The organism is Methylophilus sp. DMC14 (assembly GCF_056314085.1).
Window position 1 is genome coordinate 390,425 of sequence record NZ_JBQUZA010000003.1, and the last position, 12,286, is coordinate 402,710.

General features: G+C 52.2%; 12 protein-coding genes. 10 read left to right on the plus strand and 2 right to left on the minus strand.

The window, feature by feature from the left end:
- Nucleotides 1-2,091, minus strand: coding sequence for an acid phosphatase (acpA, locus tag ACT53C_RS08855; protein WP_476145591.1), 2,091 nt, complete (start codon nt 2,089-2,091; stop codon nt 1-3).
- 354 nt (nt 2,092-2,445) lie between these two features.
- On the opposite strand from acpA, the gene ACT53C_RS08860 reads away from it, so the two are divergent.
- The 8 genes from ACT53C_RS08860 (at nt 2,446) to ACT53C_RS08895 (ending at nt 10,444) form a co-directional block, all read left to right on the plus strand.
- On the plus strand, nt 2,446-3,192 hold the full coding sequence (locus ACT53C_RS08860; RefSeq protein WP_476145592.1) for a PEP-CTERM sorting domain-containing protein: 747 nt from the start codon (nt 2,446-2,448) through the stop codon (nt 3,190-3,192).
- A 28-nt stretch (nt 3,193-3,220) separates the two neighbouring features.
- Nucleotides 3,221-4,759, plus strand: a complete 1,539-nt coding sequence (locus tag ACT53C_RS08865; protein WP_476145593.1) for an alkaline phosphatase — start codon at nt 3,221-3,223, stop codon at nt 4,757-4,759.
- A 92-nt stretch (nt 4,760-4,851) separates the two neighbouring features.
- The gene (locus ACT53C_RS08870) at nt 4,852-5,601 is read left to right on the plus strand and encodes a hypothetical protein (RefSeq protein WP_476145594.1); all 750 of its coding nucleotides are present in this window, start codon (nt 4,852-4,854) and stop codon (nt 5,599-5,601) included.
- A gap of 166 nt (nt 5,602-5,767) precedes the next feature.
- Entirely contained in the window at nt 5,768-7,120 is a 1,353-nt protein-coding gene (locus tag ACT53C_RS08875; protein WP_194748054.1) for a DNA recombination protein RmuC, read from the plus strand.
- Nucleotides 7,117-7,374 carry a molybdopterin converting factor subunit 1 gene (gene moaD, locus ACT53C_RS08880; RefSeq protein WP_275355676.1) on the plus strand — a complete coding sequence of 86 codons (258 nt, stop codon included), beginning with the start codon at nt 7,117-7,119 and terminating at the stop codon, nt 7,372-7,374. Before ACT53C_RS08875 ends, moaD begins: the two co-directional genes overlap by 4 nt.
- A gap of 1 nt (nt 7,375) precedes the next feature.
- Nucleotides 7,376-7,849 carry a molybdenum cofactor biosynthesis protein MoaE gene (locus ACT53C_RS08885; protein ID WP_476145595.1) on the plus strand — a complete coding sequence of 158 codons (474 nt, stop codon included), beginning with the start codon at nt 7,376-7,378 and terminating at the stop codon, nt 7,847-7,849.
- Nucleotides 7,850-10,015 carry a Lon protease family protein gene (locus ACT53C_RS08890; RefSeq protein WP_275355674.1) on the plus strand — a complete coding sequence of 722 codons (2,166 nt, stop codon included), beginning with the start codon at nt 7,850-7,852 and terminating at the stop codon, nt 10,013-10,015.
- Nucleotides 10,016-10,018: 3 nt separating this feature from the next.
- Nucleotides 10,019-10,444 carry an RNA-binding S4 domain-containing protein gene (locus ACT53C_RS08895; RefSeq protein WP_476145596.1) on the plus strand — a complete coding sequence of 142 codons (426 nt, stop codon included), beginning with the start codon at nt 10,019-10,021 and terminating at the stop codon, nt 10,442-10,444.
- A gap of 1 nt (nt 10,445) precedes the next feature.
- On the opposite strand, the gene epsA is transcribed toward ACT53C_RS08895, so the two are convergent.
- A complete protein-coding gene (gene epsA, locus ACT53C_RS08900) occupies nt 10,446-11,225 on the minus strand; it encodes an XrtB/PEP-CTERM-associated transcriptional regulator EpsA (protein WP_338654593.1) in 780 nt (259 codons plus the stop codon).
- Nucleotides 11,226-11,457: 232 nt separating this feature from the next.
- Between epsA and ACT53C_RS08905 the strand changes: the two genes are divergently transcribed.
- Together ACT53C_RS08905 and rpsF are read left to right on the plus strand one after the other, a co-directional pair.
- Nucleotides 11,458-11,790: a hypothetical protein gene (locus ACT53C_RS08905; RefSeq protein WP_194748044.1), complete on the plus strand. Its 333-nt coding sequence runs from the start codon at nt 11,458-11,460 to the stop codon at nt 11,788-11,790.
- 119 nt (nt 11,791-11,909) lie between these two features.
- Complete coding sequence (rpsF, locus tag ACT53C_RS08910; RefSeq protein WP_194748042.1) at nt 11,910-12,284, plus strand: 30S ribosomal protein S6; 375 nt, start codon at nt 11,910-11,912, stop codon at nt 12,282-12,284.
- The last annotated feature ends 2 nt before the right edge of the window (nt 12,285-12,286 follow it).

Sequence of the window (12,286 nt, forward strand, 5' to 3'; positions counted from 1 at the left end):
TTAAAATGCCAGGGCGTTTGTCAGGTCACCCATGATGTTGGCGCCATTGCTTTGCAAGGTTTCATCACGTTTTTTCAGGCCATCCAATGGTGGCAGTGAGTAACGGTGGCTGATAAAACGCAAGGCAGAGCCGGTGTCGTATTGGGTGTGATCCACGGCCCCTTTTTTGGCGAAAGGTGAAATGATCAAGGCAGGAATACGGGTGCCTGGACCGACCAAATCGCCTTTGGGTGGAACCGCGTGGTCAAACTGGCCACCAAATTCATCATAGGTGATCAACACCAGCGTGTTGTTCCATTGCGGGCTGTTTTGCAACTGGTTGATGATGGTCATGACTTCATCATCTGCATTGGTCACGTTGGTGTAGCCAGGGTGCTGGTTCAGGTTACCAATCGGTTTGTAGAATGAAACGGCTGGCAAGGTGCCTTGTGTAATGTCATTCAGCAAATCAGCACGGTCCTGCAAGTGGCTATTACGATAGCTGCCGTGTACTATGGGATCGAAATTCGCATAGTAGTTGAATGGCTGGTGATGTGCCTGGAAGTCGCCGTGGCTGGCGTCAGCAACCCCAAAACTATTGGATTTGTAGACATTGCTGCGGTCGTTGACGGCATCATTCCAGCCGCCGGAGTACCATTTCCAACTAATTTGCTTGCCATCCAGCAGGTCAGCAATCGTGGTAATGGTTTGTGCTGGCAAGGTTGTGGAGGCCGATGGGTTGGCATACAGCAGCTGATTGCCGGTTGCACTGGTCACGGGCGCATTCCCGCTTGGTTGGAAGGGTGGCTGCATGGTGTTGACGGCACGGTAGCCATCACCTGCACCAAAGTAATCCAGTGGCGCGATGTTGCCGCTCTTGAAGGAAGTGTTGGTGGCATTGGTGCCAATCGCAGACGCGCTCATGGCGCTATTGCGGGCCAATTGCGGCACGCCATTCACTGGCGTAGTCAATACATTGAGCGAGGCCTTGTTATTGGCGACGGTATCGGCGGAAATCGCTGGTGCACATGCACAAACCAGGTATTGATGGTTCAGGAATGAACCGCCGTATGCAGCTTGGTAGAAGTTGTCTGCCAGCGTGTATTTTTTCGCCAGGCTCCATAGTTGCATTTTGCTGCCATCAAAATAGCCCATGGATAAACCACCGGCATCACTAAAGGCCGCATACAGGTTATTCTGGCCACCATTGATTTGCATGGCGTTTTCAAAAAAACGGTGGTACAAATCGCGGGTAATGTTGTTGCCAGTGACCAGGCCATAGCCAAACTGGTCGCTGCTGGCATCTACCTGGAAGGGCGCATTCGGCCAAACACCGGTCGTTTGTGCCTGGGTGATTGCCTGGCCCGCGGTATTTTTCTGCCCATTGGCCAGCATGCCGCCCCAAGCGGGTGGCAAGGTGGTCAGGGGGGTGGTGTAGTCACGGTCTACTTGTTTGATTGCCTTGGCTTGGGGTGTATTCAAACCATTTGCGCCTGGATATTTGCCAAACAGATTGTCAAAGCTGCGGTTTTCGAGGTAGATCACCACAAAATGCTCGATTTTGTCCAGATTCAGACGGTTGCTAAGGGCTTTATTCAAGTTGCCTTTGCTACCAGCTTCACGGACCGCTTCGGCAAGACGGTTTTGCAACTCATCGTTTTCGGTCAGCAGGCTGTCAAGGTCTGCGCCTGTGCTCGTTTGTGTGAAGTCACCTTCGAGTTGGGATCCGCTGACATGTAATCTGGCGGCCAGACGGTCACGTGCAGTCATGTAGTCAAGATTGCTGCCTTCCATGAGCGCCAGGATTTCAGTGCTCAACGCGCTGACCGCAGTTGCGTTTTGTGCCGCTGCGCGATACACAAACTTGCCTGCTTCCGCGACCACGGCGCCATTGCCTGCCAGGTTAAATTCACCGTTGGCATTGGTCTGTGTGCTGACTTCACTGCCGTCACAACGGGCATTCAGGTTGGCGTCAATACACACCAAGGTATTGGCAAGCTTGGCACCATGCAAGCCGATCACGACACCAGAGGTGCTGGCAGCAGCCAAAGCTTGGCCGCTTAAGGCCATCAATACTGCTGCTGAAATTGGTAACAAACGAAAAAAATTCATAAATCATCCCCATATCAAGAGCGCAAGAACAATTCTTGAGCCCGAAAAATCCTAACGTGGCTTTGTAACAGGCATTCGGTGGTCCGGCGCCTGAAACGTAGCTCATGATGACTAGCGGGCGTGATGGTTTTATGAAGGTTCCGTGAAACCAGCGCTGGCTTACATTTTTTAATATTTTAGGCGGTGTTGAACGGCATCAAACTAGTCAGGTCCGTCATATAAATTTCATTTTTCCGCAACTTTTCTGACACAGAGTTTTTCAAGAATGCATGGGCTAACACAAGCAAATGACTTGTGACATGACAAACACGTTAAGTGTACAAAGACATAATATAACCATCTGTGAGAGGATGAATGATGACATTGAAACCTTGGCTCATGGCTGGGTTTGTGGGAGCGGCTTTGCTCTCTCAAGCGCACGCCGCAGAATTAATCCAAAATGGTGGCTTTGAGGTGCAGGGCGTAGACGCCTATGACCTCGTCGGCTGGCAAGTGGCTGAAGCCGGCGTGGTTGGCAGCGTACTGTCACAGCAAGGCACCACTTCTGAAGTCACTGCAAACACGACTGTTGGCGCTTACCAGGGCACACATTACGGTTTGCTCGATAATTACGGCCTGGCCAGTAACGTGTTGTATCAGAACTTCACAACGTCTGCGGTCAGCCAGGCGACCTTGACCTTCCAAATGTTTGTCAACAATCAGTCAGTCAGCACAGCGGTGGACGCAGGCGGTCTGGATTACAGCGTTGACGCGACCGATCATCCAAACCAGCATGTCCGTGTGGATATCTTAAAGGCGGGCAGTGATCCTTTTTCTACCAGCCAGGGCGATGTCCTGCAGAGCCTGTATCTGGGCGGTGCCAATGGCACGCTGGCAGCCAACAACTACCTGAGCTACCAGTTTGACTTGACTCCACTCCTGTCCGGCGGCGGCCAGTTCATGTTGCGATTTGCCAGTGTTGCCAATCAGAACTCACTGCAACTGGGCGTTGATCAAGTCAGCCTGCAAACGGCGTCAGCGGTACCAGAAGCCGATACCAATGCCTTGATGCTGGTGGGGCTTGGTCTGATTGCCGCCATCATGCGTAGACGCGCACAATAATTGATAACGAATATTTTTAGGAAAAATCATGCCATTGTTTAATTTAAAACGTACTGCTCTGCTGGCCATGTTGCTAGGGGCATCCATGACCCAACCTTTGATGGCGGAAGAAAACGCCCAGTTCTGGCTCAACGATGGCGCAGCCAGCCTGAGCGACAGTAAAAAACTGGTACCGAATGCACGCAAAGCCAAAAACGTGATTTTGTTTGTCGGCGACGGTATGGGGATTTCGACGGTCACTGGCGCGCGTATTTTTGAAGGTCAGCTCAAAGGCAAGGATGGTGAGCGCAACAAACTGTCTTTTGAAGAGTTCCCTTATGTGGCCCTGTCCAAAACTTATTCGACCAACCAGCAGACATCGGATTCTGCACCGACCATGACCGCCATTATTTCTGGCGTGAAAACCAATGACGGCATCATTTCATTGAACCAGTCTGTTCCGCGCAATGAGGCTAACCCTGCTGTGATCAATGCGAATAAAGTAACCACCCTGCTGGAACAGGCCGAGCAAGCTGGCAAAGCCACTGGTGTGGTGTCGACTGCCCGTATCACACATGCCACCCCGGCAGCCACCTATGCACATATTTCCAACCGTGACTGGGAAGCCAACGCTAACCTGTCAGCGGCGGCGGCTAGCAATGGCGTCAAGGATATTGCCGCACAACTGATTGATAACTTTGGCAATGGCAAGCTTGGCGATGGCGTTGATGTCGTATTTGGCGGTGGCCGTAGCTACTTTTTGCCTAACAGTATTAAGGATATCGAAGGCGCCAAAGGCCGCCGTACCGATGGCCGTAACCTGACGCAAGAATATGTGAACAAGTTTGGTGGCGTCTATATCGAAAATCAATCGGCATTCAATGCCTTGAATCCAGCCACGACCAATAAAGTCTTGGGCTTGTTCAACCCCTCCCACATGGAATACGAGCAAGACCGTCCTAACGATATCGCTGGTGAGCCTTCTTTGGCAGAGATGACGGGCAAGGCCATCGACATTTTGAAGAAAAACCAGAATGGCTTCTTCCTGATGGTGGAAGGTGGCCGGATTGACCATGCTTCTCATGCAGGCAATGCTTACCGTACCTTTAAAGATGCGGTGGCGCTGTCAGATGCGGTGCGTGAAGCGGCTTCCAAAGTGAATCTGAACGATACCTTGATTATTGTCACAGCTGACCATAGCCACACCCTGACCATAGGCGGCTATCCAAAACGCGGTAACCCGATTTTGGGTAAAGTGGTTGAGCCAGGTAAAACCACGCCAACCCTGGCGGCTGATGGCAAGCCTTACACCACCGTGAGCTTTGCCAACGGCCCAGGCTATCACACTAACTCACCAGGTGATGCGGTTTACAATGAGGCGATTGCTGCAGGCCGCGTGGTCGACATGTCAGGCGTGGATACTGAGGACCCAGATTTCCACCAGGAGGCACTGGTGCCACTGAGCTCTGAAACGCATGCTGGTGAAGAGGTTGCGATTTATGCCGTCGGCCCTAAAGCCTATCTGGTCCATGGGGTACAAGAGCAAAGCTACATTTATCAAGTCATGAAAGATGCATTCGGTTTTTAATCGACTGTCTTTAGAATAGACCTGAACATCAATTGTTTTAACAGTGGGGCAGCGCAAGCTGCCCTCTGCCTTTAGTAAGAAATGGAATCATCATGAGATTGAAACAAACCGCTGGCCGTTTTGCGCTGGTGATGGCGATGGCAAGCGCTGGTGCGCAGGCCGAAGAAATCGTCAATGCACGCTATGACACCGTGCAGTGCGCCTTGCCATGCCAGGCCGATGCCGCCAAGCACTTGCAATGGTGGCTGATGCGTGAGCAGGATGAGGTGGAAATTCGTCAGTTGTATCAAAATGGCGAGCCAGCACACCACAGCAGCTTGTGGCAGAAAAAACCGGGTGGGCAATTCAGCTATATTTACCTGATGCATGACGAGCAGCGCACCATTGATTACAGCGATGTGGATTTAAAACTGCTGGCGATCAAAATGGATGAAGCCACATGGCAACTGAAGACGCAATTGGTCACCGATAGCGAGTTGGCCAGCCTGCAAAAAGTGGCAGAAGAAGCCAGCGAACAGTATGGCTATGCTATTGAGAAGTATAGTGGCACCTTGGGCAACGGGATCCGTAGTCAGGTCTGGTGGATTCCGGCCTTGAAATTGCCCTACAAGGTCGAATATACCTATCCACAACACACGGTCAGCATACAGTTGCAGGCGCTGCAACCGGCAGCAAAGCCTGGTCAGCCCGTCGAAATCGCGCCCAAAACCTCTTTGACTGCGTTGAGCCAGTACCAGCATGTAGATTATGCCGATTTGGGCGATATGGAACACAACCCTTCCGAAATGCAATGGCTGGCCAAAGCGCACGATGCGCCTGGCTTGCAGTCGCATCATCATTAGTCGCGTCGGCCTGATCGCTAGCGATGTCTGGACTGCATGCCCAGGCATCGCAAAGAATACGTGTTGATTGCTCTGATCGCAAAGCGCATGCGATGGGCTTGCCGCCCGGCGGCCGAATTTGCAGCCGGGCAGTGTGGCCCTCCCAGTCATCGGCTATAATGCCTGCATGACGTTTCAAATTATTCAGCTTCTTTTATTAGTGGTGATTATTGCCATGCTAGTGTGGCAATCTCGCAGGCAACAACAGGCTGCGCAGCAGGCGCTGGCACAGTTACTGGCGCAGCAGCTTGAAGAGAAACACCGCATGATGATGCAGGAGATGCACCAGTCACTCAATCATCTGGCTGATCGCTTGCAAAGCCTGAATACCGACCAGCAAGACCGTTTGCGGGCGCAATTGTCGCAAGAGCTGACCGCGACGCGTGAAGCGATGCAGGCGTTACAGGTTGCCCAGCGCGACCACTTGAGCCAGAGCACTGAACAACTCAGCCTGAGCTTGCGTAATGGCTTGTCGGAGCAGGGCATTGCCCAGCAAAACTTGCTTAAAACCGCCTTGCAAACAACGACTCAAAGCCTGACGCAAAGCATTGAAGCACTGACCAAAGTCGTCGATGGCCGCCTGGAGGAAATGAGTGGCAAGGTGTCTATTCGCCTGGAAGAAGGGTTCAAAAAAACCAATGAGACCTTTGTGAGTGTGATGGAGCGACTGGCCACCATTGATGAAGCCCAAAAGAAAATTGATGGTCTCAGTGTGAATGTGGTCAGTTTGCAGGAACTGTTGGGGGATAAGCGCAGCCGCGGTGCTTATGGGGAAGTGCAACTGGAAGGGCTGATCCGCAATGTGTTGCCCAATAGCAGTTTTGCCATGCAACATACGCTGAGTAACGGCGCACGCGTGGACTGTGCTTTATTTTTGCCCGAGCCAACTGGCACAGTGGCCGTTGACAGTAAATTTCCACTGGAAAACTACCATCGCATGATAGATAGCAGCCAGGGCGATCTGGTGCAGGCGCAAGCCGCCAAGTTATTCAAGGCCGACATCAGAAAACACATTGATGATATCAGCAGCAAATATATCATCGCCAACGAGACCTCCGATGGCGCGGTCATGTTTATCCCGGCTGAAGCGGTGTTTGCCGAGATTCATGCCTATCATAGGGATGTGGTCGATTACGCGATGCAGAAACGCGTGTGGCTGGTGTCGCCGACCACCCTGATGGCGGTGCTCAATACGGCACGCGCAGTGCTCAAAGATGTGGAGATGCGCAAACAGGTGCATATCATCAAAGACGAGCTGGGCAAATTAAGTAAAGATTTTGACCGCTTTGATACCCGCATGAAAAAACTGGCTGATAATATCCGGCAGGCGCATGAAAATGCGCAAGACGTGCATATCAGCAGCCAGAAGATTTCCAGACGCTTCGCCCAGATTGAAAAAGTCGAGCTGGCAGAGGCTGGTCTGGAAACGCTGGAATTGCTGGACGAATTAGACGAGGTTGGAAAGAGCACCCCTACATGAAGATCACCATTTTATATTTTGCACGCATTAAAGAGGTGGTGAATTACTCCTCTGAAGACGTAGAGCTGCCGGATGAGATAGAAACCATCGTCGCACTGAAGTCCTGGTTGTCTGGCCGCGGCGAGACCTGGCAAAAACTGTTTAACGGCAGCGGGGTAGTGCGTGCGGCCATCAATCATGAACTGGTCGACGATATGGCAACCTTTGATGAAGGTGATGAGGTGGCGTTTTTTCCACCTGTGACCGGAGGCTGATTTGAGCAAGCCACCATTTCTGGATATTTCTGTTCAGCCTGAGGATTTTGACCTGGCCAGCGAGTTGCAGCGCTTGCGCCTAGCCTCGCCAGAAGCCGGTGCGCTGGTGAATTTTGTCGGCTGGGTAAGAGAGCACGCCAGTGAAGGTCAGCTAAGCCAGATGTTAATCGAACATTATCCTGGCATGACAGAAAAGGCCTTGCAGGGTATTGCGCAACAGGCGGCCAGTCGCTGGCCATTGCTTGGGGTGCGTATCATCCACCGTGTCGGCCTATTGGCTGCTCAGGCGCAGATTGTGCTGGTGGCCGCTACCAGCTTGCACCGCCAGGCAGCCTTTGAAGCCTGTGCCTTTATGATGGACTATTTAAAGACCGATGCGCCGTTCTGGAAAAAAGAAATCGGCGCGTTTGGCGAACACTGGGTAGAAGCCCGTGCCTCTGATGAACAAGCAAAACAACAATGGAAACAGCACTAAATGATGCAAGTCCTCAGCCCTGAAGAAATGACCGTTTCCTACAAACTGTCACCCATGTCATTTGAGTCCACCGCCGACCTGCTGGATGCGAGTGAGCTTAGCCTGACCGACTACGGCTGGAAACTACAGCCAGAAGCACAGAAAACACTGATGATGGGCCTGTCGCTGCAACAGGATGGTTGTAATGTGCTGGTGCTGGGGACGCCTGGTTCTGGTCGAGCCGGACTCACACTGGCGGCGATGAAAGCCTCTGCCATGACCGGGATTGATACCACGCTGACCGACCTGGTGGCGCTGTATGATTTTAGCCAGCAATCCTGCGCCAACTACATCAAGCTGCCGGCCGGGCTGGGCGCCCAGTTGCGGACTGTGATGGAGTCGTTTATCAAGTCGCTGGTGGCAGAGATGCAGCAATGGGTGGATGCCAATGGCCAGGTCAATTTTTCGCAGGCCGAAACCTGGCTTGAGGAGCGCGTGGATGGTTTGCGCTCGCAATTAAGCAGCGCCAAGTTATCGCCATTTTTTAATCTGATCAAACCCGAGGTGCTGGGGTATCTGCAAGCCTGGCAGCAAGTCGGCAGTGAGGGCGACAGCGGCACTGACGGCTTGGTCAATGACGGCTTCTTATCGCGTTTTCGGGTAAATCTGCTGGTCGATCAGCGCGCTAACCTCACCTCCGGCATCAAGCAGCCTGTGGTGGAAGACAAAGATCCCGGCTTTGCCGCCTTGTTTGGCATGCTGGAAACCGCTGCAGGAGAGTCGGCGCAATGGCCGGAGTTCTTACGCTTGCGTGCCGGCAGTGTGCACCAGGCCGATGGAGGCATGTTGCTGCTGCATTTGCGTGATCTGATGCAAGACGAAGGCAACGGCAGTGCCTTGCTCGAAAAGCTTTACCGTCTCATGCGTAACCGCGAGGTGCAGATTGAAGACTGGGCCAACCATGCACAGCAAGGGGCTGGCGGCAATCGCCATGGCGCCTTGCCGGTCCATGTCAAAATTGTCATGATTGCCAGCCGCGAAGATTATTACGACTGCCTTGAAGCGCAGCCCGATTTCTTTGACTTCTTTCCGGTAAAAGTCGAGTTTGAAGACCGCGTTGCCGCCACACTAGACAATTATGCCTGGGTGGCCGGCTATATTGCGCGTAAATGCCAGCAACAGGTGATGCCACATTTTACGAGCGCGGCGGTGAATGTGCTGTTGCAGTTCATGCACAGGCTGGAAGAGGACCAAGGCCGTATCAGTACGCGCTTTGTGCATTTGGATCAGCTCATGCATGAGAGTGCTGCAGTGGCTGCTGAAGCACGTCTGGTGACCGATGCGCATGTCAAGCAGGCCCTGTCTGCGCGCTTGTTGCGTCAGCAGTTTTTTGAAACACAGATTCGTGACTCGATTATTGATAATGAGTTATTGATTCAGGTGCATGGCAGTGTGGTCGGGCAGGTGAATGGCCTCACGCATATCGAGTTGGGCGACGCCAGTTTTGGTTCGCCTATCCGGATTACCGCCCGTTGTTATCCTGGCCGCAGTGGCGTGATCAATATTGACCGCGAAGTAAATATGAGCGGCCCCACGCATGACAAAGGCATTTATATTCTGCAAAACTGGCTCAGTGCCAGTTTTTGGGCGCTGGCGCCGTTGAGCCTGAACGCTTCGCTGGTGTTTGAGCAAGAATATAATGGCGTAGAAGGCGACTCTGCCTCCTGTGCCGAATTGTTTGCGCTGTTATCTGCGCTGACCGGCTTGCCGATCAAGCAAGGCATGGCCGTCACCGGCGCCCTCAATCAGTTTGGTGAAGTGATGCCGATTGGTGGCGTCAATGAAAAAATCGAAGGCTATTTCCGCGTCTGTCAGGCCTTGGGCTTGAACGGCGAGCAGGGCGTCATTATCCCCAAACGTAACCAGCGTCACCTGTTGCTGGATGAGACCGTCGTCACGGCCGTGAATAATGGCATGTTCAAAATTATTGCCATTGACCATGTGCTGGAAGGCATTGCCCATCTGACCGACTGCGAAGCCGGCGTGCAAGAGGCGGATGGCACCTATCAGGGTGATACGCTCATGGCACGCGCGCAAGCTGCACTCGCCAGCTACCGGCAAACGCTGGAACGTAATCAGGCGCGTATGGCCTATATCCAGCAACAACAAGACCATCAACATTTTTGATTTATGCCACGCACGCATCACCGCAAGCAAGAGGCACCGCCAGAAAAAGACGACGGTTGCCGACTAGACAAATGGCTATGGGCCGCCCGTTTTTTTAAAACACGCAGTCTGGCGGCCGACGCCGTCGATGCCGGCAAGGTGCGCATTGATGGCGACCGCGCCAAAAATGCACGTGAAATGAAGCCCGGCATGCGCGTGAGTATAAAAAACAAGGATATGCAGATAGAAGTGGAAGTGTTGGCGCTCAGCAATGTAAGGCACGGCGCGCCCGAAGCCGCCTTGCTATACCGCGAGACTGAAGAAAGCCAACGAATACGCCAGCAGATGAAAGAGAGCGGGGCGGAGCATTTTGCCGAGCGCGACCGTGGCATGGGGCGTCCAACCAAGCGTCAAATGCGCGAGATTCAGCGCTTTACTGGACGCGGTTAGTCTAGCTTGGCCTGCGGGCGCCATTGCTAAGGCCGGTTTTTGCCACCGCTTGTGCCCGGCAAGAAACATCCAGTTTCTGGAAAATGCGTTTGAGATGGTTTTTGACCGTATTGGCACTGATATTCAGGATCATGCCTATCTCCAGATTGGTTTTGCCACTGCGCACCCAATGCAGAATCTCCTGCTCGCGGTCTGATAACCCACCTTGCGCCATGCTGTCCAGCAAGTCCTCGTCTTTAATCACCGGTTTCAGGTGTCCAATACGGCGGATCGCCGCATCCAGGTGCGGCATGATCATGCCCAGCATCTGGTCTGGGACATGAAACTCTTTGGTGCGGTCAAAAAACACATAAATACAGTCTGATTTGCCACGGGTATCGCGTACGCCATACACCATGAGCGAATGCATTTTTATCAACTGCTGCGTGAACGGGTTGGGTGACTGTGCATGAATGCCCGTGGCATCAAAACGGTTAATCACAAACCATTTTTCATCGTTTTCTACCCAGCGTTTGTACAGGTTGCACATCAGGTAGTTCACAATGGCAGAGTCTTCCAGCAAGCGCTGGGTAGACATTTCCGGGAGGGCAGAAGAGACATCAAAATGCAATTCGCCGGTGCTGAAGTCGCCCCACGCTGCCAATAGTGCATCGTGCCGCATCAGCGGATGAATATCTTGTTTCAGCCATTGAAAGAATTCAATATGCCGTTTAATCGCATATGATTTCTGTATGGCTTGCAAAATGCCTTCCCAGTGGGTTTGTTTTTTTTGTACCAGCATGCAATGACCTCAAACGGTAATGAGCAGGGCAGCATTGCCCGATGTTTCATGGTTTAAGGGTTTTACGGCATAGGCTGGCAATTCTTTAACCATGCACGGGGGAATCCTTGCAAAGTGCGCACTTGATATGGCGCAAGGGTTGAACGATTTGGCCACATCGTTTTCCTACTACTTGGGGCCTTAAGGTAAAATAAGGCTGGTGTGATGAGATGGCTTTAAGGTCCAGACATTCATGGGTATTTTGAAAAGACTTCCTGGTGGCGTGCGTTACCCTAGCTATAAAGAATGGCAGCTGCTCAAGAAACTGCCTAAATGGTGGCTATTGGGGAGCGTGGTGTTTGCTGCCCCCATTGCTTATGACTGGTGGCAGTCAGGCGATTTGCTGGCTCATGACCTGGAACGCAACTCCATGTTTTTGGGCTTGCTGTTTACCTTCTGGTTCTTTATCGGTGCCGCCATGATAGGCCTGATCGTGATCATTATCATGAAGGGGCCTGGCTACGTCGCTGACCCTTATTACCTGCCAAAAGAAGACAAATCCCTAGAGAATCCGCCTAAAACATAATCGGTTCTTGATCAATCCTTCAAAAAGGGTTTATAATCGCGTGCTTTGCAACCTTGCCACACTTTGATCAGGCATTCTTAAGTTTGATCCGAAGGTGGCTTTAACCATAAGGAAATCTCATGCGACACTATGAAATCGTGTTTATTGTTCACCCTGACCAGAGTGAACAAGTGCCTGCGATGATTGAGCGTTACCGCGCACAAATCACAGGTAATGGCGGCAACATCCACCGTCTGGAAGACTGGGGCCGTCGTCAACTTGCCTATCCAATCCAAAAAGTACACAAAGCACACTACGTGTTGATGAATATCGAGTGCAGCCAAGAAGTGCTGGAAGAGTTGGAGCATGGCTTCAAATTTAATGATGCTGTATTACGTCACCTGACCATCGCGACGAAAACAGCGGTCACCGCACCAAGCCCAATGATGAAAGAGGAAAAATCCAAAACCATCGTTGGTGACGCACCTGCTGCTAGCACAGAGGCGGCTGCTTAAGT

What these genes read in the sequence shown, in the direction of transcription:
- acpA (WP_476145591.1), bottom strand. Translation starts at nt 2,091, where the DNA reads ATGAATTTTTTTCGTTTGTTACCAATTTCAGCAGCAGTATTGATGGCC.
- ACT53C_RS08860 (WP_476145592.1), top strand. Translation starts at nt 2,446, where the DNA reads ATGATGACATTGAAACCTTGGCTCATGGCTGGGTTTGTGGGAGCGGCT.
- ACT53C_RS08865 (WP_476145593.1), top strand. Translation starts at nt 3,221, where the DNA reads ATGCCATTGTTTAATTTAAAACGTACTGCTCTGCTGGCCATGTTGCTA.
- ACT53C_RS08870 (WP_476145594.1), top strand. Translation starts at nt 4,852, where the DNA reads ATGAGATTGAAACAAACCGCTGGCCGTTTTGCGCTGGTGATGGCGATG.
- ACT53C_RS08875 (WP_194748054.1), top strand. Translation starts at nt 5,768, where the DNA reads ATGACGTTTCAAATTATTCAGCTTCTTTTATTAGTGGTGATTATTGCC.
- moaD (WP_275355676.1), top strand. Translation starts at nt 7,117, where the DNA reads ATGAAGATCACCATTTTATATTTTGCACGCATTAAAGAGGTGGTGAAT.
- ACT53C_RS08890 (WP_275355674.1), top strand. Translation starts at nt 7,850, where the DNA reads ATGATGCAAGTCCTCAGCCCTGAAGAAATGACCGTTTCCTACAAACTG.
- ACT53C_RS08895 (WP_476145596.1), top strand. Translation starts at nt 10,019, where the DNA reads ATGCCACGCACGCATCACCGCAAGCAAGAGGCACCGCCAGAAAAAGAC.
- epsA (WP_338654593.1), bottom strand. Translation starts at nt 11,225, where the DNA reads ATGCTGGTACAAAAAAAACAAACCCACTGGGAAGGCATTTTGCAAGCC.
- ACT53C_RS08905 (WP_194748044.1), top strand. Translation starts at nt 11,458, where the DNA reads ATGGGTATTTTGAAAAGACTTCCTGGTGGCGTGCGTTACCCTAGCTAT.
- rpsF (WP_194748042.1), top strand. Translation starts at nt 11,910, where the DNA reads ATGCGACACTATGAAATCGTGTTTATTGTTCACCCTGACCAGAGTGAA.